Source organism: Desulfuribacillus stibiiarsenatis (assembly GCF_001742305.1).
GTDB classification, from domain to species: Bacteria; Bacillota; Bacilli; order Desulfuribacillales; family Desulfuribacillaceae; genus Desulfuribacillus_A; species Desulfuribacillus_A stibiiarsenatis.
Genome location: NZ_MJAT01000036.1, coordinates 140,947 through 164,727, shown reverse-complemented (window position 1 = coordinate 164,727; position 23,781 = coordinate 140,947). Strand labels below are relative to the sequence as shown.

The following is a 23,781-nucleotide window of genomic DNA, read 5'->3' as shown; positions in this document are numbered from 1 at the left end:
GCTTGACTTTTTTATTTTGGATTGATTTAATGAACCTAGGCATTTGCCTAGGTTTTTTTGCATAATCAGAATTTATAAAAATTCTGATTATAAGTAACGGCAACTAAGGCATTCACCTACGTCTTAAGGACTTGGCGTATGCCAAGTTTTGTTTAAGTTGAACTTAAGGAGTTGATTTTATTGGAAATAAAAATTCAAGCGGATATTGCAATCATAGGTGGTACCGGGGTTTATGATCCGGAGCTTCTGATAGATACCAAAGAGGAATTGCTAAATACGAAATATGGATGTGTAAATGTCATTCACGGTTCGTACGCTAATAAAAAAGTTGCATTTATTGCAAGGCACGGGAAAGAACATCATACACCACCACATAAAGTAAATTATCGCGCGAATATAGAAGCAATACATAAGATTAACGCAAAAAAAATCCTCGCTACTGCTGCAGTTGGGTCACTTAGGCTAGATTATAGGCCTGGCGATTTTGTGATTTTAGATCAGTTCGTTGATTTTACGAAAAGAAGGAATTATACTTTTTTCGATGGGGATGACGGTGTGGCACATATCGATCTAACAAACCCATACTGTCCCAAGCTGAGAGATCGTTTAATACAAGCTTCTCAACAATTGAATTTAAACTTTCATAAGCGCGGTACCTATATCTGTACTGAGGGTCCTAGATTTGAGACCCCAGCAGAGATTTCATTATATGCGAATTGGAATTGCGATGTGGTAGGTATGACCAATGTTCCTGAAGTAATATTAGCTCGTGAAAAGGAATTATGCTATGCTACTGTTGCAATGGTAACCAATTATGGTGCTGGGATATCGCAGCATCCATTAACACATAAAGAAGTTTCGGAAGTTATGGCAAATAATATCAAAGGAATAAGAGAATTATTTTTCTACATGATTGAAAATGAAGATCTTATTAGAGATTGCAATTGCCAATATGCAGCTGCTGAATTAGGAAAATTTTAATCAGGGGGTTTAAATATGCGTCCTATGTTATGGGAAAATAGAAGATTAAAGCTGATCAATCAGCTTTTACTACCAAATAAAGAAGAATGGATTGAGTATAGTGACTATGAAGATGTTGCCTTAGCAATCAAAAATATGATTGTTCGAGGAGCACCAGCAATAGGCGCAACAGCAGCGTTTGGATTAGCACTAGCTGCACTAAAATATAGAAATTTGGAAAAAGATGAATTTTTGGAGAAAATAGATAATGCTGCAAAAATTCTTGCGAACACACGACCTACCGCAGTAAATTTATTCTGGGCGATCCAGCGCATGAGAAATCTTCTTGAACTGAATAAAGATAATTTTACTGTACCTGAGTTAGTGGAGAAAATCGTAAGAGAAGCAGAAACGATAGCAGAAGATGATGTTCAAATTAACAAAAAAATGGGTGCCTATGGAGCTACCTTAATTCCTGAAGGAGCTCAAATATACACCCATTGTAATGCCGGTGCATTAGCGACAGTTGATTATGGTACTGCTTTAGGTGTCATTCGCTCAGCCCACGAACAAAACAAGAACATTCATGTTTACGCTGGTGAAACTCGTCCATATTTACAAGGATCAAGATTAACGACATTCGAATTAATGAAAGATAACATTCCAGTGACTTTAGTAACTGATAACATGGCCGGTTTTCTGATGAAGCAAGGGAAAGTCCACTGTGTAATTGTCGGTGCTGATCGTGTTGCAGCAAACGGCGACGTAGCGAATAAGATTGGTACATATTCTTTATCAGTTCTTGCCAAAGAACATAACATACCGTTTTATGTAGCAGCTCCAATTTCTACTATCGATTTACAAATTGATTCTGGTGATGAAATCGAAATTGAAGAGCGGGGTACTGAAGAAGTCATTAAAGTATATGATACGTTTATTGCTCCAAAAGATGCAGTTGCTTACCACCCAGCATTTGATGTAACTCCTCATCAGAATATTACAGCAATTATAACGGAAAAAGGCATTATTCATAAACCGTCGAAAGAAACAATGAGTTCATTTTTTTAAAACTTATGATTTTAGGGGTAATGAGTTAAATGTATAGAACAATTGCACAAGCTCAAAAGGCTGTTTACGAATCTGCTATGGATATGGTCCATAGCAAGTTAGTTGCTTCAACTTGGGGAAATGTAAGTGCCAGGGTAGAAGAGGATAATCTAATTGTAGTTACACCATCTGGAATCGATTATAAAAATCTTACGCCACAAGACTTGCCTGTCATTGATATGCAAGGTCAACATATAGAAGGTAAATATCAGGCCTCTTCTGAAAAGGCCTTACATATCGCATTGTTAAAAAACCGCCCAGATGTACATGGTGTTATGCATACACATAGCGTTTATGCTAGCGCATTCTCTGTTATTCGCGAGCCAATCCCGCCAATCATAGAGGATATGATACAAATTGCTGGGGGATTCGTACCTGTTGCTCCATACTATCTTCCAGGAAGTAGTGAATTAGCGGAAGGGGTCGTACAATCGATTCAAAATCAATATGGAGTATTGCTTGCAAATCATGGATTTGTAGGAATAGGTCGAACGGTACACGAGGCTTTTAAGGTATGTTTAGTAGTTGAAAAAGCTGCACAAATCTATTCAATTGCTCGATCCATTGGAAAACCACATATTTTAGATGAACATGATGTGAGTATCATGAGGGATGCTTATTTAAATCAATACAGTAAATTAGATATGAAAGGGGAGAGCTAAGTGAATCAATTACTTTACAATGGTTTAGTATTAACGATGGAAAAAAATTGGAAGCCAGAACTACTTGATATTATCATAGAAGGACAGATCATTAGGAAAGTTAAGAAATTATCGTCTGATGAAATACAAGAATATAAGAATAATAATTATGAGTGCATCGATTTATCTGGTAAAGTCATTATGCCTGGTTTTGTAAATACACATGGTCATGCGGCAATGACTTTATTAAGAGGTTATGGAGATGATTTGCCACTACAAGAATGGCTAGAAACGAAAATTTGGCCATTTGAAGGTCAATTATCCGATGATGATATATATTGGGGCACTAAATTGGCTGTAATTGAGATGATACAATCTGGCACTACTTGCTTTGCTGATATGTACTTCTCTATGGAACATGTAGCTAAAGCTGTTGAGGAGACAGGAATACGTGCTTGCTTATCCAGAGGGTTAATTGGTTTCTCACCTAATAAAGATATTGCTTTGCAAGAAAGTAAAGATTTTATTAAAAAATGGCATAATAAATCCGAAGGACGTATTACATGTACATTAGGTCCCCACGCTCCATATACATGCCCGCCAGAGTTTTTAGATAGAGTTATAGCCCTTGCTAATGAGTTAGATACACCACTCCAAATCCACATTTCTGAAACGAAGAAGGAAGTGGAGGATTGTTATAATCAATACGGTATGAGTCCAGTAGAGCATCTGGAAAAGGTAGGGGTGTTTACTAGACCAACAATAGCAGCACATTGCGTACACTTAAGTGATAATGATATAGAAATTTTCAAAAAATATGACGTAAAAATTTGTCACAATCCTGGTAGCAATTTAAAATTAGCCAGTGGAATTGCTCCCATCCCGAAATTATTACAAGAGGGGCTAACTGTTAGTATTGGAACTGATGGTGCATCAAGTAACAACAACTTAGACATGTTAGAAGAATTGAGGTTAACAGCGTTAATTCACAAAGGGGCTAGTTTTGATCCTTTGGCAATTCCTGCTCGAACAGCTTTAGAAATAGCTACGATAGAAGGTGCCAAAACACTTCGAATCGATCAACAAGTAGGCACTATAATAGAGGGGAAACAAGCAGATATTATTGCATTTGATACTGAATATGCCCACTATTATCCCAAATTTGATTTAGTATCACATATTGTATATTCTGCAAATTCTAGAGATATATCGCACGTCTGGGTTGCTGGCAAACAATTGCTGAAAAATCGTGAATTACATATGGATACCGTCAAAGTATTTAATAAATGTGAAGAAATTGCACAACGTATCATCGCGGAGTTAAAAAAATAGCGGCTTCTCAGCCGCTTAACAGAAATTGTTGTAGGAAGAAATTTTGAATAGAATTACCAATAGAAAATCATACTAATTAAAAAGAACTTCTTATCATTACGATATCTTCTGAATCATCGCAATGAGAAATGCATGCCCATTTCTCACATCGGACCTTTGGAGCCATTCCCAATTCCTCAGCGACTTCGAATTGGAAGTTCTCTATTACGTCCTTTGAAACTTGGAACATTTTGTTTGTCATTCTTGCCATTGCAACTTCACCTCCTCTAAAGGTGCATTCATAGTATGGCATGATACTTTATGTTTATGTCTAACATATTCAGGCAGAATAAACAGAACATACATCTATGCTTTTATTGAAATGTCCTTATTTATAGTACAATTAGGGCATTTTTATTTTTTTTGTGATAAAATTTACGTAATTTATTATAATATTAGGAAAAATATACAATGTTAAAATAGGAGGAATACATGAATATTTTAGTTACGAATGATGATGGAATTTATGCTGAAGGTATATTACACCTAGTAAATAAGCTGAAACGAGTTGCTACCGTTTTTGTCATAGCTCCAGACCGTGAAAAAAGCGCAACAGGTCATGCCATCACCATTCATGATCCTTTAAGAGTAACTAAATTTCATGGGTTTTCAGATGGTGTAAAGGCGTACCATGTGGATGGGACACCTGCAGATTGTGTGAAATTAGGTGTTAGTACATTATTAGATGATAAACCGGATTTAGTGATTAGCGGAATTAATGCGGGCCCAAATTTAGGATTAGATGTTTTATACTCAGGAACTATTGCGGGTGCTATTGAGGGTGTTGTTCAAGAAGTACCTAGCATTGCTATATCTCTTGGTGGTCACGATGATTTTAACTTTGAAAAAGCATCAGATATTGTAATGACTATACTACTGCAGTTATTGGAAACAGATTTCCTTTCAAAAAAAACAGTTGTAAATATCAATATACCTCCATTAAATAGCCAAGACATCAAAGGTGTGAAATTTACAAAACTAGGTATTAGAAAATATACTAACTTCTACGAACATCGTTCAGACCCTAGAGGAAAATCGTATTATTGGTTAGCTGGAGATTTAATGGAACTTACTAATACATTGGATACTGATGTACACGCAGTCGATAATTATTATGTGAGTATTACACCTTTGCATTTTGACTTTACCAGTCATAAAGATCTTGAACGAATGAAACAATCGAATTTTCATCTATAAGATAGAACAATCATATTGCTCCTGCTTTCCTGCATAGAATGTAGACAAGGGGGAGGAGCATATGAATAACTATAACCTTTATTTAAGAAATATAGTGTTAACAATTTTCTTCGTCACGCTTTCTGCCATATTAATATGGTTCATTCTTTTCCCTCCCAATACCTCGAATCAATTAACAAATCCATTTGATAATAGTAGTGAATTTTTAAAATTCCTCCAAAGAACCATTAAAAATGAAACCATGCACTTAGAAGTAACAATAAAAGAATATGAGATACCCAATGTTGATAAAATTCATGATTTCTTGCCATTATTAAAAACTAAGAGAAATCCTAACTATATTATATATACATATCAAACGATGTTGCTCTTAAAGCCTACAGACGACGCTTGGACGATACTAAAAAATAACAAAGAATACTATATGAAAAGTATTGAACAATGGATACCAATCGAATTTAATCCCGGTGAAATAAACCCTGTACATCATATACGTAACGCTTTGAATTTGCAGATTACTGAGAGTTATGATTTACCAAGTGAGGTTTATTATCTACAAACAATCCCGAGCGATACATTTTCAAACTTACATATAACTCAAGAACCAATTGATTATCAATCATCACAATATAAAATACACTTTATTTATAAATTCTCTAAAATCCATAGCAATCTAGAAGAATTCTCAATTGTAATTACAGATACCGCCAATAATTTTGTGGAAATTATACAGTATGCTTGGCTTCCAACCCAAGATAAAATAATAGCAGAGCAATTTAATTAAAAACGTAATGAATATTTATCTTAATTATGCTTCTATATTTTGGACAAACTTTCTAAACATATATTATGCTATAATTTTATCTATACGTCATTTATATATTTGTTTATACACTTAGATGGTCAGGTAAATTAGAAGGGTAGGGGTAGCATGAAGAAGATGCGTATTTATTTAATTCTTATATCCTTTATTGTTACAACAGCTACTTTAACATTGGGTTTTTATGCACATCAACATTATCTTGTGATACAACCGATTGAGAAAGTTTTAGATACTATGGGAGGCATAGAAAGTTACGAAATAAATGTCACGAGAAAAAGTAAAAACATTATAGTTACTATGAAGTCCGAACAATTTATGGAAGATTACAACGCTATTCACACGGCATTAAATGAACATCTTTCTAACCAAGCCTTTGTGATTACGCTGAAAGACAATAGAGATGAATTGCTTACAACGTATTTAAATGATATAAGCTTTCAATTATTTGAAGCAATCGAGACAAAGCAATACACATTATTACAGGCATTGAACCAAGATAAGAACACAACATTTGTAATGAAAGTAGAAATAGATGAAAAATTTATCTATTTAAATCTTAAAAATGGAGATAATTATCTTTATGAGCTAATTCCAAGAGTATAATGATTGGGTGGTAAAATGACAAAAGAGATAATTATCGGAATTATTCCTGCAGTTTTTATTTTTCTTATCATTATTGGTGTCAATGTTACTCCATTATTGTTATTTTTCATCATCATTAGCGGAGTGTTATTTTATATTTATACTAAGGATGGTTTTGCGAACTTCACGAAGCAAGATTATCGAATAAAAAATACTGAATCCAATTTTGACGATATAGGTGGTCAAAAACGCGCAAAAAGGGAATTAAAAGAAGCTTTAGATTTTATTATAAATGCTAAAAGCTATAAAAAAATAGGTATAAGACCGTTAAAAGGCCTTATGTTAGTGGGTCCTCCTGGAACAGGTAAGACGTTATTAGCGAAAGCCTCGGCGAATTTTACTAACTCTGTATTTTTAGCTGCAAGTGGTTCGGAATTTGTAGAAATGTATGTAGGGATGGGCGCGAAAAGAATCCGCGATCTTTTTAATAGTGCGTATAAGATTGCTGAAAGAGAACAAAAATCTAGCGCAATCATCTTTATTGATGAAATTGATGTAATTGGACAAAAAAGAGAATCAGGAATGGGCAACAAAGAATATGATCAGACACTGAATCAGTTATTAACCGAAATGGATGGTTTGAAAGAACACGATTCTGTCCAGATTCTTATCATAGCAGCAACAAACCGAGTCGATATTCTAGACCCAGCGTTACTTCGTCCTGGTAGATTTGACAGAAAAGTTATCGTTGATTTGCCAGATCGTGAAGGTCGCGCTCAGATTATCAAGATCCATGCTAAGAATAAACCTATTGATTCAGAGGTGACGATAGAATATATCGTATCCAAAACGTTTGGGTTTTCTGGAGCAGAATTAGAAAGCTTACTAAACGAAGCTAGTATATTATCTTTGCGAGATGATAAGGATACGATTACCAAAGACCATATTTCAGAAGCGATTGATAAGGTACTTATGGGGGAGAAAACCGATCGCAAAGCTTCTATTAAGGAATTAGAGCGCATCGCGTATCATGAATTAGGACATGCTATAATATCTGAAGAAGTAAATCCAGGTACTGTTGACTATATTTCAATAACCCCTAGGGGTGGAGCATTAGGGTATGTTCGGCATTCACAACAAGAAGATCACTATTTATACACAAGAGAAATGATTGAAAAGCAAATTATGATTGCTCTTGCTGGCTCGGTCGCCGAGCTAGAATTTTTAGGTAGTAAAAGTACTGGGGCGCAAAATGATTTTCAAAAAGCAGTCGATCTGTCCAAAAAAATCATTAACTCAGGTTTATCTTCAATAGGTATTATTGATGAGAAACTGAATAAAAAAGAGATTAATGATGAAATAAATTCCATAATTAAAAACCTTGAAGAGCGAACTACGCTGCTGATACAGAAACGTAGGAATGTAATAACAGGTATATTTAAAAAAATTATGGAGTTAGAATCACTTGACGGAGACGACTTGCGAGATTTAATTTCAAAATATAAACAATAAAACAGAATGAAATATTTAGTAAAACAGAGTTAGTACTCAAAAACTAGCTCTGTTATTATTTAATAGTCATTACTAAGGAATTCTTACCATATTTGAAAAATTACAATCTGATTTTTATGTGATAATATTACTGCTATAAGCTGATAATACAAATAAAAATAATTAATAAGGGGTGTCTTGGGTGAAATTATTAGTACTAAACTGTGGAAGCTCATCTTTAAAATATCAAGTATTTAATATGCAGGATGAATCTGTTTTAGCAAGTGGAAGAGTAGAAAGAATCGGTATGGAAGATGCGATATTAACACATGAGCCAGCAGGTAAAGAAAAGATTAAACAAGTAAAACAAATCCTTGAGCATAAGACTGCAATTCTTGAGGTATTAGAAGTACTAAGAAGCAAGCAAGCAGGAGTAATTCAAGATTTTTCTGAAATATCCGCCGTTGGACACAGGATTGTCCATGGAGGGGAGGATTTTTCTGCTTCAGTTTTAATTACACCAGAAGTCATGAACACTATCACAGAATGCATTGATCTTGCTCCATTACATAATCCGGCAAACATATTAGGGATCGAAGCTGCACGAGAATCTATGCCTGATACACCACAAGTAGCTGTATTTGACACAGCTTTTCATCAGACCATGCCAAAGAAAGCGTTTCTATATCCAATACCAATGCAGCTATACAAAAAATATAAAGTTCGAAGATATGGGTTCCACGGTACTTCCCATAAATACGTATCCGAAAAAGCTTTAGAAATCCTTAATATTCCACTTGAAAGCTCAAAAATCATTTCTTGTCATATTGGTAATGGCGGAAGCGTCACCGCTATCTTAGATGGGAAGTCTCTTGATACTTCTATGGGCATGACACCATTGGAAGGATTAATGATGGGAACTCGTTCAGGAGATATTGACCCAGCGGCTGTTTTGTATATAATGAATAAAGAGGAGTATACATTACAAGACATTAATTCTATGCTAAATAAACATAGTGGTCTTATAGGTATCTCTGGAATTAGTAGTGATATGAGAGAAATTGAAGAAGGATTATTAAATGGCAATGAAAATGCAACATTAGCATTTGATATGTATGAGTATAGAATTCGAAAATACATTGGTGCTTATGCTGCCGCCATGAATGGGGTAGATGTTCTTATATTCACTGCAGGTGTTGGGGAGAACTCTCCGATTTTACGGAAGAAAATTTGCGAAAATCTTACATACTTAGGAGTAGAGTTGGATTCACAAGCAAATGAAATTTTCTCTAAATCGGCAAGGATGGTTAGCACACCAAACTCTAAAGTGAAGGTTTTAGTAATACCGACTAATGAGGAACTTGTAATCGCAAGAGATACACAGAGAATCGTTAGTTCATAAAATATATAAATGTCACTGGGAGGATAACAATGAAACTTTCTAAGCGTGTAGAGACACTAACGCCATCAACTACATTAGCAATCACGGCAAAAGCGAAGGAATTAAAGCAGCAAGGAATCAATGTTATTAGTTTTGGAGCTGGGGAGCCAGATTATAACACACCTGAACATATCATTGAAGTTGCTTATCAATCAATGAAAGATGGTCAAACAAAGTACACTCCTGCTGCCGGGTTACCAGAGTTACGCAAGGCAATTTGTGCGAAACTTAAAGCAGACAATAATTTACAATATGAAGTTGCTAATGTATGTGTATGTAGTGGTGCGAAACATGCTTTGTATAACATTTTTCAAGTCATTTGTAATCCTGGTGATGAGGTAATTATACCGATTCCTTTCTGGGTGAGTTACCCTGAGCAAGTAAAACTAGCTTCAGCTGTTCCCGTTTATGTGGAGGGGATAGAATCTAATCTGTTTAAAATTACTGCTGAGCAACTAGGTGCATCTATTACTGATAAAACAAAAGCATTAATTCTTAATTCGCCAAGTAATCCTTCTGGAACTGTATACTCTAAAGAGGAATTAGAAGCAATTGCAGCAGTTTGTGTAGAGAAGGATATATTAGTTATTTCTGATGAAATATATGAAAAGCTTGTCTATGACGGAACGGAGCACGTAAGCATTGCAAGCCTAAATGATGAAATATTCAAACGAACATTAGTAGTAAACGGTGTATCAAAACCATATTCCATGACTGGCTGGAGAATTGGTTATGTAGCAGGTGATAAGGAAATAATTAATGCGATTATTGACTTATCAAGCCATAGCACATCCAATCCCACTACAATGGCTCAATGGGCTACATTAGAAGCCATTACTGGAACCCAAGAACCGCTAAATGAGATGGTTCTAGAGTTTGATAAACGCAGAAAAGCTATGGTTGATTTATTGAATCAAATCGATGGTATTTCTTGCGCAATGCCTACTGGTGCTTTTTATGCATATGCTAACGTACAAGAACTTTTAACTGATGATGTGAAAACTGCAGATGCATGGGCTGCAAAGTTATTAGAAGAAGCAAATGTTGCGGTTATTCCAGGATCTGCTTTTGGTTCTGACATTCATATTCGCCTATCGTACGCAACAAGTATGAAAAATATTGAAGCTGGTATCCAAAGAATTAAGGAATACGTAGAAGCATCAAATAAGTAGTATTTTATATTTACCACAATTGTAGTTTCAATATTTATTAAATCGAGTATGTTAATGAACAATATGGCTAGAGCCCTTTCTAGTCATATTGTTTTTACTTTCACTTCTTTTTCTTTCTTAGAATTATATTTCCACTGGAATTATTTTAGCTGGCTGATATACTTGAAGTAATAGAAAAGTTGTTTTGTTTTTATAAAGAGGAGTTACATCGATGAAAAGAAAAACCCAAAGTGTTATTAAGAGAATCATAAAAAGTTGTTGGGAATATAACGATATTCCTGTACCTAGCGCCTTATTAAAATACTACAAAAAACTTGGCTTAAACGAGCAGGAAGTCATGTTTATTCTTCATATTGTTCATTTCCAAAAACTTGAGGACGAGCTATTTCCAAGTTTAGAAGATTTGAAAAATAGAATGACAGCAAACGAATCGCAAATTATGAGTATGTTACAACGATTAATCAACGGCGGTTATTTAAAAATTGATGAAAGTAAAGATGATATTACCGACATGCATTATGAAGTATATAATACTCAACCACTATTTGATCAATTAAGTGGACTGTGGCTTAAAGAAGAAGGCTGGATGGAGCAAATAGAACGCATCTATTTGGAAAGTCATGCTAAAAAAGAGAATCGTGATATGTCGAGTTTAGATTTGTTAAAAGAGCATGAAGAGCAAGATCTTTTTACAATCTTTCAAAAAGAATTTGGTAGACCTTTATCACCAATGGAATATGAGAGAATCGTAAAATGGATTCAGGAAGATCAGTTTCATAAAGAATTAATTACAGAAGCTTTAAGACAAGCTGTTCTAATCGGTAAATTTAATATGCTGTATATTGATAGAATTCTTTTTGAATGGAAGAAGAAAAATATTCGTTCTATACATGAGGCACAAGCAGATCAGCAAATCTTCATGGAAAGAAAGAATACTAAACAGCAAAATCAAGCGGAAAGTAAACGTAGTACCAATCATGATAAGGATAAAGAACTCTGGTACTGGTTAGACATAGATTCAAAAGAGGGTAGGTGAGCTGTTCATGGAGCCAATCAATCAATTAATTAAGAGTTATAAACCCACGATTGATAGAAATGATAGAAAACAATCACATCAAGATTCTTATCAATGTAATGATTGTAAAGATACCGGCTATATTTTAGAAGGTTCTGGCCTTGATATGTTCGCGCGAATCTGTAACTGTCAAAAAAGAAAGAACATTGAGCGAAAAGTAAAATCTGCTAGATTATCTAAATTACTAAGGACGTGTACTTTTGATAAATTCGACTACCGATTTTATGCAAAAACACAAATTAAGGAAAACCAATTAACATATAGAGACCTAGCGGAGAAAGCTATGGAAGCATCTGCATGCTTTGTCTATAATATTATTGAAAATCGCACTTCTGATAGCTTGCTCTTTGTTGGTAAAACCGGTAGAGGGAAGACCTATTTAGCTGGTGCAATAGCGAACGAAATATTAGAACAAAAGCCATCGACACAACTTTTATTTGTTGTTGTACCTGATTTGTTAAACGAAATACGTTCAAGCTATGGGAAAAATACTGATAGTAGCGAATTTGAAATCATGGATGCTGCACGTAGTTCTGAAGTGTTAATTCTCGACGACCTAGGTGCACATAATTATAGTGATTGGGTGAAAGATAAGCTATACAGCATTATCGATTATCGACTACAAGAACAGCTACCAACGGTAATCACCACAAATTTACTAGACCCTCCAGCTATGGATTTAGTACTCGGAGAACGAATTACATCTAGAATATTCCAATTATGCTCCGTTTATCGTTTAATGTGTGAGAGAGATATTAGATTAGTAAGATCTCACGAAGATATGCTCAATGTGTTTGCAAAGAATGAAAATAATAAAGATTAAACGATTGCCTAGCGACATCAGCCATCAGTAGACATAATATTTATTATGTCTACTGATGGCTTTTATTTGAAACAGGTAGAATCGAGGGATACACAATGGGTTCTTTTTGCAAGTGGGAAATATATAATATTTTGAATAAAGATTCTAGGATTAACATGTTTTTACCAGAAGCTACACTTTTAACAAATGTGGAGCTAGCATTTGATTATTTACATTGTTATAAATCGATTTTTATTAAACCATGTGTACCACATGTCGGATTCCACGTGATTCATATTGTTAGAATTAAACGAGATGTGTACCATTACCATTATTATTGTAATGGTCAAATTTGCACAAGTACTGTAGGATATATAGAAATTGAAACGATGCTATTAAAGCAAATGAAATTTACTAAATGTTTTGTACAAAGAGGGATTAAAGTAACTTCATATAAAGGCAGTTTAATCGATTTAAACGTAAAAGTAGGACGTAAATTGGATGGTAGCTGGAAACAACATGGTATATATGCAAAATTAGCTGCTGCAAAATCAACGATTACTAGCCAACGTTTTGGTGGAAAAGTTTCCAGTCTTGATGAAATTACAAATTTATCTGGTTTATCAAAATCAGTATTTCAAAGTGAAATCTTAGAATATTCTTCTACAATCGTGAACATCTTAGATCCAAAACTTAAAAATGTAAATACAGGATCTTGGTTAGGATATGAAGTAGATTTTGCCATTGATACTGTTGGCCGGATCTGGAGCTTAGGAACCAATCCAATGAACATGCATTATGGAAATGCTTTAGAACTTGGTTTAGATATTTATAAAGAAATTAAAAAAATCAAGAAATAGAAGAGATACCAAATATATGTTATATTCAATTTATCATGTGTTCGTATAATGCAAATTAAACGAACACATGATAAAAGTTAATTAATAAGGTACCATCATAACATGATATAATATTTTACAAGCGAGTATAGTTTTAGGAGGTGCTTTTATGGCTGATTTTATAAATCAACTAACGAAAAAACAACAAGAAATTTTTAAAACATTATCTAAGCAACTTCCAAACTTTTGTGAGGTTGTAATAACCACTAAATTTGTCATTGAGGGTCGCTTAAGGTCTACTCTCATTCATTATATGCGCGACTGGCATTTGTTTTTTGAATACTATATTTCAAATGTCTCACCGAATGATGATTTACTTGTCAATGAACTTACTGTAGAACACATGAATAGTATTCAATTTGATCATCTAATGGCATTTGAGCAATGGCAACTGAATGAGCGCAATGTAACGAAAACTACTCAAGCACGTCGTAGATCATCATTAAAAGTATTATTTCAAACATTACATAAGAAAAACAAGATTCTGAATAATCCTACAAGTAATTATGATCATTTAAAACTAAATAAAAAAGGTATTATTGCTCTCGCTCCCAATGAACAAGTAACATTATTAGATGCGATTGAAAGTGGCTTTGGTTTAACGGATAAACAACGTAAATCCCGTACTGCATTATCAATTTCTCGTGATTTAGCATTGATTACATTATTATTAGACACTGGAATGCGTGTTGGTGAAGTATTTATACTAGATGTGAATAGTATCGATTTTCAAAACCTTGAGATTACGGTGTTAGGAAAAGGTGCGAAAGTTCGTACAATAGCCTTTTCGGAAGAATCAAAATCCTCCATTAATGCATATTTACATCACCAACAGCGTCCTAGACCAATGTCAAATGATCCTTACGCTATATTTTTAAATCGGGATGGTGGGCGGTTAACAATCCGCAGTATGCAAAAGATAGTGAAAAAGTATGCAAAAGCTATTGGAAAATACAATATAACTCCACATAAACTACGCTCATCTGCTGGTCTATCTTTATATGAAGCAACTGGGGACATTCGTGTTGTTGCGGCTCAACTAGGTCACGAAGATATTGCTGTAACAGCTAAGAAATATGTAGAAGCTTCCAAACATAGATTACATGATGCTATTCGAAAACGTGGCTCTATAAGGTGAAAATCGAACTTTTGTTTGCCACTTAAGAAAATTATGCTATAATTTGTATATACATATCCTCTTGCTCTTATTCATTTATTTTACAATCAACTAGGAAAGGATGAGCAAACTCAATGAAACCAATAAGTAAACGTCAGACTAATATATTAAATTTTATAAAAGCAGAAGTTCAAAAAAAAGGATATCCCCCTTCTGTTCGTGAGATTGGTGAAGCTGTAGGGCTTGCTTCAAGTTCAACAGTCCATGGTCATCTTTCAACTCTTGAGGAGTTGGGATATATTAGAAGGGATCCAACAAAACCAAGGGCCATTGAAATTTTAGATGGGACTGGTAAAGAGGATTTCTCCTTAGATCATACATATATACCTGTCATTGGTAAGGTTACTGCTGGCCTGCCAATTACGGCTACCGAAAACATTGAGAATTATTTGCCATTATCGAACTCCCTTGTACGGGACGATAATGTTTTTATATTAAGTGTTAGTGGTGACAGTATGATAGAAGCTGGGATATTAGATGGAGATTATGCTATTATTCGTCAACAAATGAGTGTAGAAAACGGGGAAATTGCAGTTGTTATGACAGAAGATGATGAAGCTACAGTTAAGCGTATCTATAAAGAAAAAGGAAGATTCCGTATTCAACCAGAGAATTCAACTATGGAAGCAACGTATTATGATCGTGTATCCATCTTAGGAAAAGTAATTGGTATATATCGAGAATTTTAAACAAAACGCCCTCAAACAATCCGTTTGAGGGCGTTTTGTTATTTCTCTATTTTAAGAATTTAAGAATTTAAGAATTTAGGATTAACTTAAGTATTGAATTACATTAGAACTGAGCCATATATTGCTCTCTCTCCCACTCATGGACTTGCGTGCGGAAGATATCCCATTCAATTTGTTTTGAACTGATGAAATGGCTATATGCGTGCTCGCCTAATACATCTTTCATGACTTGATTTTTCGCAAGTTCCTTAATCGCCTCTTCTAAGCTACCTGGTAAAGAATCAATTCCAGCTTCTTTAAGCTCTAAGTCGTTCATAACATAGATGTTACGATCGGTCGGTCTAGGAGCTTCTAGTTTGTTCTTAATTCCATCTAAGCCTGCTTTTAACATAACAGCTAAAGCTAGATAAGGATTGGTAGCTGGATCTGGGAAACGAGCTTCGATTCTCGTGCTCATTCCTCTTGCCGCAGGTACACGAATCAATGGACTACGATTTTTAGCAGACCATGCAATATAGCAAGGAGCTTCGTAGCCTGGAACTAAACGTTTGTAAGAGTTAATCGTTGGATTAGTAATCGCTGTCATACCACGTGCATGCTTTAGTATACCTGCAATGTACTGCTTTGCCGTAACACTTAAGCCTAGTACATCACTCTCGTCATAAAATGCATTTTCATTGCCTTTGAATAATGATTGATGACAATGCATTCCAGATCCATTAATACCATAGAAAGGCTTTGGCATAAATGTTGCATGCAAACCATGCTCCTTAGCTACTGTCTTTACAATTAATTTAAATGTTTGGATATTATCAGCTGCAGTAATTGCATCTGCATATTTAAAATCTATTTCATGCTGTCCAGGTGCCACTTCATGATGCGATGCTTCAATTTCAAAGCCTAATGATTCAAGTGTTAATACAATATCTCTACGGCAATTCTCCCCTAAATCTACAGGAGCCCAGTCGAAATATCCACCCTCATCATTCATAACATTCGTTGGCTTACCATTTTCATCAAGCTTTAATAGGAAAAACTCAGGCTCAGGTCCTACATTAAAAGATGTATATCCCATTTCCTTAGCTTCCTGCATAGCTCTCTTTAATATCCCACGAGGATCCCCAAGGAAAGGAGTACCATCAGGCATATAGATATCACATACAAGTCTAGCTACTTTTCCTTTGTTGGCAAACCATGGAAAAATAACCCAAGTATCTAAATCCGGATATAAATACATATCAGATTCTTCAATTCTTACGAATCCTTCAATCGAAGAACCATCAAACATCATTTTGTTATCTAGTGCTTTGTCTAATTGACTAATAGGAATTTCTACATTTTTAATAATACCCATTAAATCAGTAAACTGTAAACGAATAAAAGATACATCATTCTCTTTTGCTAATTTCATAATATCTTCTTTTGTATAACGACTCATGAACATTCCTCCCAGAATAATATTAACTTATTCACTACTTTCGATAGAACCTAGCTAACTGACCCTGAATTAATGGATTCCCTATACTAGGTCTAGCGATTTGTTCAGAAATATGAGCTTGTAATAAATCGTGAAGTTCTTTATCTGTAAGATCTACTTTAGGTTCTGTCTTCTCAGGAGCCGTAGGAATTGGCTCTTCATCAATCGTGCCTAAAACAGTCTTAATACCAGCGATATTAACTCCTTGATCAATTAAAGATTTAATCTCTAATAGTCGATCTACATCTTCAAAAGAAAATAGTCTCTGATTCCCTTCTGTACGCATTGGCTGTATTAATTTATGCTCTTCGTAGTAACGAATTTGCCTAGCAGAAAGGCTTGTTAATTTTTTAACAATCCCTATTGGGAAAAGTGGTTGTTTACGTCTATCGTTATTATCCATTGTTTCTCTCCTCTAGAAAATCAATGAAATGCATGAATAAATTAATTATAAACTTATCACATAAAGCTGTCAACAAATGTTAAATAGATTTACATGAGCATGTACATTGATCATTGATTTAATTGTTCGTTAAATTTTTTAAGTTTGTAATAGCTTGTAAAATTGCAATTTTTACATGATGATACGTTAGACCACCTTGCATATAAGCAGTATAAGGTTCTCGCATGGGACCATCTGCACTTAATTCAATACTTGCCCCTTGTATAAACGCACCCGCCGCCATAACAACATCATCAGCATATCCAGGCATATAACTAGCTTCCGGTTTCACATGAGAATCCACCGGCGATGCCTTTTGAATGGCCTGGCAAAAAGCTAATAAATTGTCCGGTTTTTGCAAGTGAATGGCTTGTATAATGTCTGTTCGCGGATCGTTCCATAAAGGATCCGTCTGATACCCTAATTCTTCTAAAATAGCAGATGCAAAAACAACTCCCTGAAGTGCTTGTCCGACTACGTTAGGGGCTAGAAATAACCCTTGAAACAACTCTCTTGTAGTTCCAAGCATAGCACCACCATCTCTTCCTATACCTGGGGAAGTAACACGGTAACTGACTTTCTGAACTAATTCTTCTTTGCCAACAATATAGCCACCAGAACGTACAATACCTGCACCTGGATTTTTAATCAGTGAACCAGCCATAATATCTACACCCACGTGTGTAGGCTCTAGAGTCTCTACAAACTCACCATAACAATTATCAACAAATACTATAAGATCTGGTCTAATTGCTTTACAAAATTCCACCATCTTCTTAATTTCTGCTATTGTAAATGACGGTCGATTGGCATAACCTCTAGATCTTTGTATTCCAATCATACGTGTATTCGGTTGAATACTTTCTTTAATTCCTTGATAATCTATTGTATTACTTGCTGTTAAAGGTAACCAGCTATAATCAATTTGAAATTCCTTTAATGATCCTTGATTGGAACCACGCTCACCTACCACTTCTTCCAAAGTGTCGTAAGGTTTACCTGTTATGTATAGTAGATGATCTCCAGGTCTAAGAATGCCGAAAAAGACACTGCTAATGGCATGAGTACCAGAAACCACATGAGGTCGAACAATGCTCGCTTCTGCTCCAAATGCGTTTGCATACACTTGCTCTAATACCTCACGACCTAAATCATTATGTCCATATCCTGTAGACTCTACAAAGTGATAGTCACTAACTTGATTTTTTTGAAAGGCTTCTAATACACGATATTGATTACTCTCCACTATCATTTGTATATTCTGGAACACAGGAGCTATTTTTTTTTCAATAGAATCCTTAAGTTTTAATATTTCTGAATCAAACGGTAAACTCATGATTTTCACGCTCCAGAATCTCAATACTGTTCATGTGTTTCTTTATAAATCCTTCATTTGCGCTCTTTCTAGCGAATATAGCCATTATCCAACCATGTTCATCTTCCTGCTTCGATAATACTTTGCCTATCTCATGAGCAGCAGCATATATATCAGAGCGATGATATGGAATAGATAGTGTGTTTTGGCTATAGTCTTGGAATATGTATTGTAATATTAGCGCTCGCAATTGATCAATACCATTTTGATGCAAAACTGAGACCTGTACACTGTTTTCAGTTACTACAAGTTCATAATCTTCACTGTAGTTAGACCTGATATCAATTTTATTATATACATAAATAATTCTTGGATCTGTGACTCCTAAATCTGTTAAGACCTTCTCCACAGTTTCAATTTTATCATTATGGTGAGGATCACTTACATCTACTACATGAAGTAGTACGTCAGCATATAATACCTCTTCCAAAGTAGAACGAAACGCTGCTACTAGATTGTGCGGTAAATCCTGAATAAAACCAACTGTGTCAACCATAAGTGTGGAAATTTTAGGCTCTAATTCGATAAGTCTTACAGTTGTATCTAATGTAGCAAACAGCTTATTTTCTACTAATACCTCGTCTTTTGCAGACGCTGGATTCAATTGCTTATACAATAGGTTGAATAAAGAACTTTTTCCTACATTCGTATATCCCACTAATGCTATAACAGGAACATTGTTTTTTATCCTAAGGTTACGTTCAATTTGGCGTTGTTTTTTTATTTGTTCAAGATCTTTAGAAATTTTGGTCACTTGATCTCGAATTTTTCTACGATCAACCTCAATCTTCGTTTCACCAGGTCCTCTAGTTCCTATCCCTCCACCTAGACGGGACATTTCAGTTCCTTTTCCAGTAAGACGTGGCAATAGATATTGTAATTGCGCTAATTCTACTTGCAATTTTCCCTCATGAGTACGTGCACGCAATGCAAAAATATCTAGTATTAGTTCCGTGCGATCTATTACTTTACACGGCACAATCTTTTCAATATTTCTTTTTTGCTTAGGAGATAGTTCACTGTTAAAGATGACAACATCAATTTCATTCTCTTCCACGTATAACGTAATTTCTTCAAGCTTGCCCTTGCCTACTAAGGTGCTAGAGTCATAACCGTCCCGATTTTGTGTAAAAACCTGAAGTACTCTAGCACCTGCAGTATCGGCGAGTTGTTCCAATTCTTGCAAAGATTGTTCATATTGCTCTTGAGTCTGGTGTCTCTGTGAGAGATAAGCACCTACTAGTATAGCCTTTTCCTCTGTTGCGATGGACTGAATGGTTGAAATAAGAATCACCTACCTAACAATGGTTGTTGCATGACTGTTTTAATTTGCTGAAATACATGGAAAAAACCTTCTTTATATATTGATGAAATAGGGTGAATTGGTAATTTAGTTTTTTTCTTATAGTCTTGAAATTTAAGCATTGTTTTTTCTAAATCTGTCTTGTTTATTAACATCATATAAAATCGCTTTTGCTTACCTATATTGTATAGCTCTAAATCAATAGGGTCTAAACTCTTTTTATCAAGGTTATTATGATCAATAATATGGATTAAATTATCACATTCCATGATAGCTTGAAGGGAGGTTTTAATATTTTGTCTATCTATGCTATTATACTGTATTCCATCAATTAAACCATACGTATCAGTGAATTTTAATAATTTATCTTTAGAGTGAGTAGACATTGTTATACTCTTAGGAAGATTGTTCTTTCCGATATCCTCATTGTAAATTTTAATTGCATTACCTATGTCCGATATTTTTCGTAATTGAACGCCTTTTGAGGATTGATATAAACAATCATATCCGTTTTCTTTAGCAATATACTCTGAAAACTGCAACATAAAAAGTGTCTTACCAACTTCTTTTCTCCCGGTAATTAAGAATTCTATCATTAGAAGTCCCTCCTGTGGTTTCAATATCTAGATCAGAAATCATCATTAATTCGCTTCTACTTAAAAGACTTGCCTGGTTTTCTCTTATCAAACGTGTCGCTTGCTTGCGAATAGCCTTTTCAATAAGATTACGAACAAATCTGGCATTACTAAAGTTCTGATTTCGAAGTTGGTGGTTTCTTTCTAGTTGGTTGCGTAGTTTTAGTCGAGCTTTAAAAGTAAACTTATATTGTCGCTCCTCCAACATTAATTCTGCGATGTCCATAAGCTCAGTTATTGTATAGTCAGGAAAATTTATATTGATAGGAAATCGAGATGGCAACCCGGGATTTGACATAAGAAAATTATCTATTTCCTCAGAATATCCAGCTAAAATAAGAATAAATTCGTTTTTGTAATCTTCCATGCCCTTTACTAATGTATCAATTGCTTCTTTCCCAAAGTCCTTCTCGCCGCCACGATTTAAAGAATAGGCTTCATCTATAAATAATATTCCACCAAGAGCTTTTTTTATTTGTTCTCTAGTCTTCTGAGCTGTGTGACCAATATATTCACCAACCAGATCAGCACGCTCAACTTCAATCATATGGCCTTTCGATAAGATATTCATTTCCTTAAACATTCGTCCAAACACCCTTGCAACAGTTGTTTTTCCTGTGCCTGGATTACCTTTAAAAATCATGTGTAAAACAAGCGCATCAGATAGAAGACCATTCAATTTGCGCTGATTTTGTATTTGTAAAAAAGAAAAGATTTCCCTCACTAAACTTTTTACTTCTGCTAATCCAATTAATTGGTCCAGTTCCTGATATATTTCTTGAATCGAAGTATTTGGTATATCTAAATTTACATTTTGTATGGATTGATCATGATTGAGGAAACGCATGGTTTCAGCTAAATTGATTTTGCCAGTTTCGTATTGGTCTAATATTGTTTTCATCCCTCTTTCAATCAAAGTATCCTGTTTTTTCAACATATTCACCCCACACCTCAGTTCGTATATTATCTTATGTATCAACGAAGTAATAGGTGATTGCCCAGAAATGAAAAAAACTTCACATTCGTGAAGTTTGTATACTGAATTATCTATTTGTTATGTTATTTAAGATATTGGTTCTAGAATAATCTTGTGATTGACGAGAGCCATTTCTTTAATAGAAGCTTTAACGATCTTCTGTTCTCCAAAAATATTTTTTAAGAAGATCCCATCTTCGTGGGGAACTATTTTATCCACTCGTTCTAGCAGCAACTCTTCTTTGCCATCTTTAATAATATAAGCATTTGCTTCGCACATGCCAGACCCCTCCTTACTCTTAATATTATCAATATATTGATACAAAATCTCGATAGATTCTTTTACTAAATGTGGAAGTGGTTCATTATTTAATCCTACCAACGAGTAATTTCCTCTCGTTAACGGAATTAAAATCTTGTATGGTTTAGAACAAGCTATTATGCTCGCAATACTTGGAGTAATCTCACCTAGAAATGAATGTGGGATTACAATCCCTATTGGTCCAATGACAACATCCACATGGGCAATTCCACGAGCAATTGCATTTTCTCCAGAAGCACCTTCATTTGCCCCCGCTTTTAACATAACAGAAGAAGCCAATGCATTCGTACCTAGGGCCACTAGATATACCTCTTCACCTAGTGCTTTTCGAATGTGCTCAGTTAATACCTTTCCGATTCCTCCACCTTGTCCATCAATGATGGCTACTTTTAACATAACCAACCTCCGCTACGTAATTATTCTAGTCTCTCTAGTATTTCAGTCATCTCTATATGCTGAGCAAGCTTTTGAATATCTGCAGGAATTTTTGCAGAAATACATTGTTTCCTATCGTCTATCGGGTGTGTCCATTGCAACTGATAAGCGTGTAATGCTTGTCGAGTAATATTTCTGTTGGTACTTCCATAAAGGCGATCACCTGCTACCGGATGACCTAAGTGTGCAAAATGAACACGAATTTGGTGGGTTCTTCCAGTTTCTATTTGAATTTTAACAATAGAATAATCTTTCGTTTTCCCTAAACATTGATAATGAGTGATTGCTTCTTCTCCATTCTTAGATACACATCGCTTTGTTTGATGCGTTGGACATCGATCAATAGGCAAGTTAATAGTATCTACTTCTTCCTGAATGGCTCCTTCTATTATAGCAATATATGTTCTAGAGATTCTATTATTTTTCAGTTCTTTGTCAAATAATTGGTGGGCATAGCTATTTTTAGCGACCATAATAGCGCCAGATGTCCCAGTATCTAATCTATGGACTAAATGAATGCCAGCTTGTCTTTTTTGCGACTGATAATAGAACTGAATTGCATTTGCTAACGTTTGTACATCATTTGCGTGAGTTGGATAGACTTTTAAATCTGGAGCTTTATTAATGACCAAAATCCATTCGTCTTCATACATCACTTCAATTGTACGATTAAATATTGGTATATTAGGATTGCTTTCTTCCACTCGTACTTTAATCTCGTCATGCGTTTTTAATTTCTTTTCAAGGAAAGCTTTTTTTTGATTTACAAAAATACCCTTCATACGAGTGAGCCTTTGAATGGATCGCCCTGATAAGGACATTTTATCTTTTAGTATTTGTTCTAAAGATTGACCAGCATCCTCATCTGTTAATACAAATGTTAACCATTTGCCTTTCATATGTATATTCACTCGAACTCTCCTAATATAATCAAAGTATTCGTTATAATATAAGAAATAAAAAAAGAATTTACAACAATACTGTAAACTCTTTTTATAAAAAATGCAAAGCTATGATTAATAATAAATCGTTGCAATCCCTATTACAACCATTGTAAATGCAGCCAGTCTAACGAACATTAACTGCTGACTCGATGGGTCAACATTTTTCGTAAATACCACCCTTGGAAAAACGAATAGGAAAATGTGGAAGATAATAAATAATACCAGGAAGACTACAAACATGTTTTCACCCACTTATATCGCTAAAGTTTTCTTCATAATACTAATAATAATGATATTAGACACATTAGGCAACATTCTTTTTAGTTAAATTATAATAGTATCATGTTACTATTTTTGTACTAGTAGTAGGTTGCAATGATTGTGTTTTTCCATTGAAATGTATATGATGTATGTCAGTTAATATATAACTTTTGAGGAGGTATAGC

25 protein-coding genes are annotated in these 23,781 nt (G+C 34.7%); 15 read left to right on the top strand and 10 right to left on the bottom strand.

Translation table 11 applies throughout. The features are described 5' to 3' along the window. Positions 1–180 precede the first annotated feature (180 nt). Genes mtnP through BHU72_RS12260 form a run of 4 tightly spaced genes read left to right on the top strand, consistent with a single transcriptional unit; the run spans position 181 to position 4,040 of the window. Positions 181–981, top strand: coding sequence for an S-methyl-5'-thioadenosine phosphorylase (mtnP, locus tag BHU72_RS12275; protein WP_245671901.1), 801 nt, complete (start codon positions 181–183; stop codon positions 979–981). Positions 982–996: 15 nt separating this feature from the next. Continuing rightward, entirely contained in the window at positions 997–2,028 is a 1,032-nt protein-coding gene (gene mtnA, locus BHU72_RS12270; RefSeq protein WP_069702919.1) for an S-methyl-5-thioribose-1-phosphate isomerase, read from the top strand. 29 nt (positions 2,029–2,057) lie between these two features. Then, a complete protein-coding gene (locus BHU72_RS12265) occupies positions 2,058–2,729 on the top strand; it encodes a class II aldolase/adducin family protein (protein WP_069702918.1) in 672 nt (223 codons plus the stop codon). After that, on the top strand, positions 2,730–4,040 hold the full coding sequence (locus BHU72_RS12260; RefSeq protein WP_245671900.1) for an amidohydrolase: 1,311 nt from the start codon (positions 2,730–2,732) through the stop codon (positions 4,038–4,040). A 76-nt stretch (positions 4,041–4,116) separates the two neighbouring features. Here BHU72_RS12260 and BHU72_RS15925 read toward each other — a convergent pair whose 3' ends face one another. Further along, entirely contained in the window at positions 4,117–4,290 is a 174-nt protein-coding gene (locus BHU72_RS15925) for an alpha/beta-type small acid-soluble spore protein (RefSeq protein ID WP_176720477.1), read from the bottom strand. Between the two features lie 221 nt (positions 4,291–4,511). On the opposite strand from BHU72_RS15925, the gene surE reads away from it, so the two are divergent. The 11 genes from surE to lexA all read left to right on the top strand — a co-directional run bounded on the left by surE (position 4,512) and on the right by lexA (position 15,427). Further along, positions 4,512–5,276 carry a 5'/3'-nucleotidase SurE gene (gene surE, locus BHU72_RS12255; protein ID WP_069702917.1) on the top strand — a complete coding sequence of 255 codons (765 nt, stop codon included), beginning with the start codon at positions 4,512–4,514 and terminating at the stop codon, positions 5,274–5,276. 61 nt (positions 5,277–5,337) lie between these two features. After that, positions 5,338–6,060, top strand: coding sequence for a hypothetical protein (locus BHU72_RS12250; RefSeq protein WP_069702916.1), 723 nt, complete (start codon positions 5,338–5,340; stop codon positions 6,058–6,060). A gap of 147 nt (positions 6,061–6,207) precedes the next feature. Next, a complete protein-coding gene (locus tag BHU72_RS12245) occupies positions 6,208–6,702 on the top strand; it encodes a hypothetical protein (protein ID WP_069702915.1) in 495 nt (164 codons plus the stop codon). A gap of 15 nt (positions 6,703–6,717) precedes the next feature. After that, positions 6,718–8,193, top strand: coding sequence for an AAA family ATPase (locus BHU72_RS12240; protein WP_069702943.1), 1,476 nt, complete (start codon positions 6,718–6,720; stop codon positions 8,191–8,193). Positions 8,194–8,374: 181 nt separating this feature from the next. Then, positions 8,375–9,574: an acetate/propionate family kinase gene (locus tag BHU72_RS12235; protein WP_069702914.1), complete on the top strand. Its 1,200-nt coding sequence runs from the start codon at positions 8,375–8,377 to the stop codon at positions 9,572–9,574. Between the two features lie 29 nt (positions 9,575–9,603). Continuing rightward, positions 9,604–10,785, top strand: coding sequence for a pyridoxal phosphate-dependent aminotransferase (locus BHU72_RS12230; RefSeq protein ID WP_069702913.1), 1,182 nt, complete (start codon positions 9,604–9,606; stop codon positions 10,783–10,785). Between the two features lie 211 nt (positions 10,786–10,996). Beyond that, complete coding sequence (locus tag BHU72_RS12225) at positions 10,997–11,821, top strand: DnaD domain-containing protein (protein WP_069702912.1); 825 nt, start codon at positions 10,997–10,999, stop codon at positions 11,819–11,821. 7 nt (positions 11,822–11,828) lie between these two features. Continuing rightward, positions 11,829–12,683, top strand: coding sequence for an ATP-binding protein (locus tag BHU72_RS12220; RefSeq protein WP_069702911.1), 855 nt, complete (start codon positions 11,829–11,831; stop codon positions 12,681–12,683). A 95-nt stretch (positions 12,684–12,778) separates the two neighbouring features. Beyond that, entirely contained in the window at positions 12,779–13,522 is a 744-nt protein-coding gene (locus tag BHU72_RS12215; RefSeq protein ID WP_069702910.1) for a YheC/YheD family protein, read from the top strand. A gap of 148 nt (positions 13,523–13,670) precedes the next feature. After that, positions 13,671–14,699 carry a tyrosine-type recombinase/integrase gene (locus BHU72_RS12210; protein ID WP_069702909.1) on the top strand — a complete coding sequence of 343 codons (1,029 nt, stop codon included), beginning with the start codon at positions 13,671–13,673 and terminating at the stop codon, positions 14,697–14,699. Between the two features lie 113 nt (positions 14,700–14,812). Further along, entirely contained in the window at positions 14,813–15,427 is a 615-nt protein-coding gene (gene lexA, locus BHU72_RS12205; RefSeq protein WP_069702908.1) for a transcriptional repressor LexA, read from the top strand. Positions 15,428–15,530: 103 nt separating this feature from the next. On the opposite strand, the gene glnA is transcribed toward lexA, so the two are convergent. The 9 genes from glnA to BHU72_RS15920 all read right to left on the bottom strand — a co-directional run bounded on the left by glnA (position 15,531) and on the right by BHU72_RS15920 (position 23,575). Further along, on the bottom strand, positions 15,531–16,865 hold the full coding sequence (gene glnA / locus BHU72_RS12200) for a type I glutamate--ammonia ligase (RefSeq protein WP_141709314.1): 1,335 nt from the start codon (positions 16,863–16,865) through the stop codon (positions 15,531–15,533). Between the two features lie 34 nt (positions 16,866–16,899). Further along, the gene (locus tag BHU72_RS12195; protein ID WP_069702906.1) at positions 16,900–17,307 is read right to left on the bottom strand and encodes a MerR family transcriptional regulator; all 408 of its coding nucleotides are present in this window, start codon (positions 17,305–17,307) and stop codon (positions 16,900–16,902) included. 118 nt (positions 17,308–17,425) lie between these two features. Next, on the bottom strand, positions 17,426–18,682 hold the full coding sequence (locus tag BHU72_RS12190; protein WP_069702905.1) for a methionine gamma-lyase family protein: 1,257 nt from the start codon (positions 18,680–18,682) through the stop codon (positions 17,426–17,428). After that, positions 18,666–20,015 carry a GTPase HflX gene (gene hflX / locus BHU72_RS12185; RefSeq protein ID WP_069702904.1) on the bottom strand — a complete coding sequence of 450 codons (1,350 nt, stop codon included), beginning with the start codon at positions 20,013–20,015 and terminating at the stop codon, positions 18,666–18,668. The genes BHU72_RS12190 and hflX overlap by 17 nt, the downstream gene beginning before the upstream one ends. Next, complete coding sequence (locus BHU72_RS12180) at positions 20,012–20,620, bottom strand: GTPase (protein WP_069702903.1); 609 nt, start codon at positions 20,618–20,620, stop codon at positions 20,012–20,014. The genes hflX and BHU72_RS12180 overlap by 4 nt, the downstream gene beginning before the upstream one ends. Then, the gene (locus BHU72_RS12175) at positions 20,580–21,506 is read right to left on the bottom strand and encodes an AAA family ATPase (protein WP_141709316.1); all 927 of its coding nucleotides are present in this window, start codon (positions 21,504–21,506) and stop codon (positions 20,580–20,582) included. Before BHU72_RS12175 ends, BHU72_RS12180 begins: the two co-directional genes overlap by 41 nt. Before the next feature lie 216 nt (positions 21,507–21,722). Next, on the bottom strand, positions 21,723–22,352 hold the full coding sequence (locus BHU72_RS12170; protein WP_069702901.1) for a CooT family nickel-binding protein: 630 nt from the start codon (positions 22,350–22,352) through the stop codon (positions 21,723–21,725). Between the two features lie 20 nt (positions 22,353–22,372). Then, complete coding sequence (locus BHU72_RS12165) at positions 22,373–23,302, bottom strand: RluA family pseudouridine synthase (RefSeq protein ID WP_083248454.1); 930 nt, start codon at positions 23,300–23,302, stop codon at positions 22,373–22,375. Positions 23,303–23,407: 105 nt separating this feature from the next. Next, positions 23,408–23,575: a hypothetical protein gene (locus BHU72_RS15920; protein WP_176720476.1), complete on the bottom strand. Its 168-nt coding sequence runs from the start codon at positions 23,573–23,575 to the stop codon at positions 23,408–23,410. Positions 23,576–23,781 lie beyond the last annotated feature (206 nt).

Excerpts from the sequence above, each read along its gene's own strand:
- BHU72_RS12230 (WP_069702913.1), top strand. The coding sequence starts at position 9,604 with ATGAAACTTTCTAAGCGTGTAGAGACACTAACGCCATCAACTACATTA.
- BHU72_RS12225 (WP_069702912.1), top strand. The coding sequence starts at position 10,997 with ATGAAAAGAAAAACCCAAAGTGTTATTAAGAGAATCATAAAAAGTTGT.
- BHU72_RS12195 (WP_069702906.1), bottom strand. The coding sequence starts at position 17,307 with ATGGATAATAACGATAGACGTAAACAACCACTTTTCCCAATAGGGATT.
- mtnA (WP_069702919.1), top strand. The coding sequence starts at position 997 with ATGCGTCCTATGTTATGGGAAAATAGAAGATTAAAGCTGATCAATCAG.
- BHU72_RS12170 (WP_069702901.1), bottom strand. The coding sequence starts at position 22,352 with ATGTTAAAAGTAGCCATCATTGATGGACAAGGTGGAGGAATCGGAAAG.
- BHU72_RS12215 (WP_069702910.1), top strand. The coding sequence starts at position 12,779 with ATGGGTTCTTTTTGCAAGTGGGAAATATATAATATTTTGAATAAAGAT.
- BHU72_RS12180 (WP_069702903.1), bottom strand. The coding sequence starts at position 20,620 with ATGATAGAATTCTTAATTACCGGGAGAAAAGAAGTTGGTAAGACACTT.
- lexA (WP_069702908.1), top strand. The coding sequence starts at position 14,813 with ATGAAACCAATAAGTAAACGTCAGACTAATATATTAAATTTTATAAAA.
- BHU72_RS12220 (WP_069702911.1), top strand. The coding sequence starts at position 11,829 with ATGGAGCCAATCAATCAATTAATTAAGAGTTATAAACCCACGATTGAT.
- BHU72_RS15925 (WP_176720477.1), bottom strand. The coding sequence starts at position 4,290 with ATGGCAAGAATGACAAACAAAATGTTCCAAGTTTCAAAGGACGTAATA.
- BHU72_RS12250 (WP_069702916.1), top strand. The coding sequence starts at position 5,338 with ATGAATAACTATAACCTTTATTTAAGAAATATAGTGTTAACAATTTTC.
- BHU72_RS12245 (WP_069702915.1), top strand. The coding sequence starts at position 6,208 with ATGAAGAAGATGCGTATTTATTTAATTCTTATATCCTTTATTGTTACA.
- glnA (WP_141709314.1), bottom strand. The coding sequence starts at position 16,865 with ATGAGTCGTTATACAAAAGAAGATATTATGAAATTAGCAAAAGAGAAT.
- BHU72_RS12175 (WP_141709316.1), bottom strand. The coding sequence starts at position 21,506 with ATGCGTTTCCTCAATCATGATCAATCCATACAAAATGTAAATTTAGAT.
- surE (WP_069702917.1), top strand. The coding sequence starts at position 4,512 with ATGAATATTTTAGTTACGAATGATGATGGAATTTATGCTGAAGGTATA.
- BHU72_RS12265 (WP_069702918.1), top strand. The coding sequence starts at position 2,058 with ATGTATAGAACAATTGCACAAGCTCAAAAGGCTGTTTACGAATCTGCT.
- BHU72_RS15920 (WP_176720476.1), bottom strand. The coding sequence starts at position 23,575 with ATGTTTGTAGTCTTCCTGGTATTATTTATTATCTTCCACATTTTCCTA.
- BHU72_RS12210 (WP_069702909.1), top strand. The coding sequence starts at position 13,671 with ATGGCTGATTTTATAAATCAACTAACGAAAAAACAACAAGAAATTTTT.
- BHU72_RS12240 (WP_069702943.1), top strand. The coding sequence starts at position 6,718 with ATGACAAAAGAGATAATTATCGGAATTATTCCTGCAGTTTTTATTTTT.
- BHU72_RS12190 (WP_069702905.1), bottom strand. The coding sequence starts at position 18,682 with ATGAGTTTACCGTTTGATTCAGAAATATTAAAACTTAAGGATTCTATT.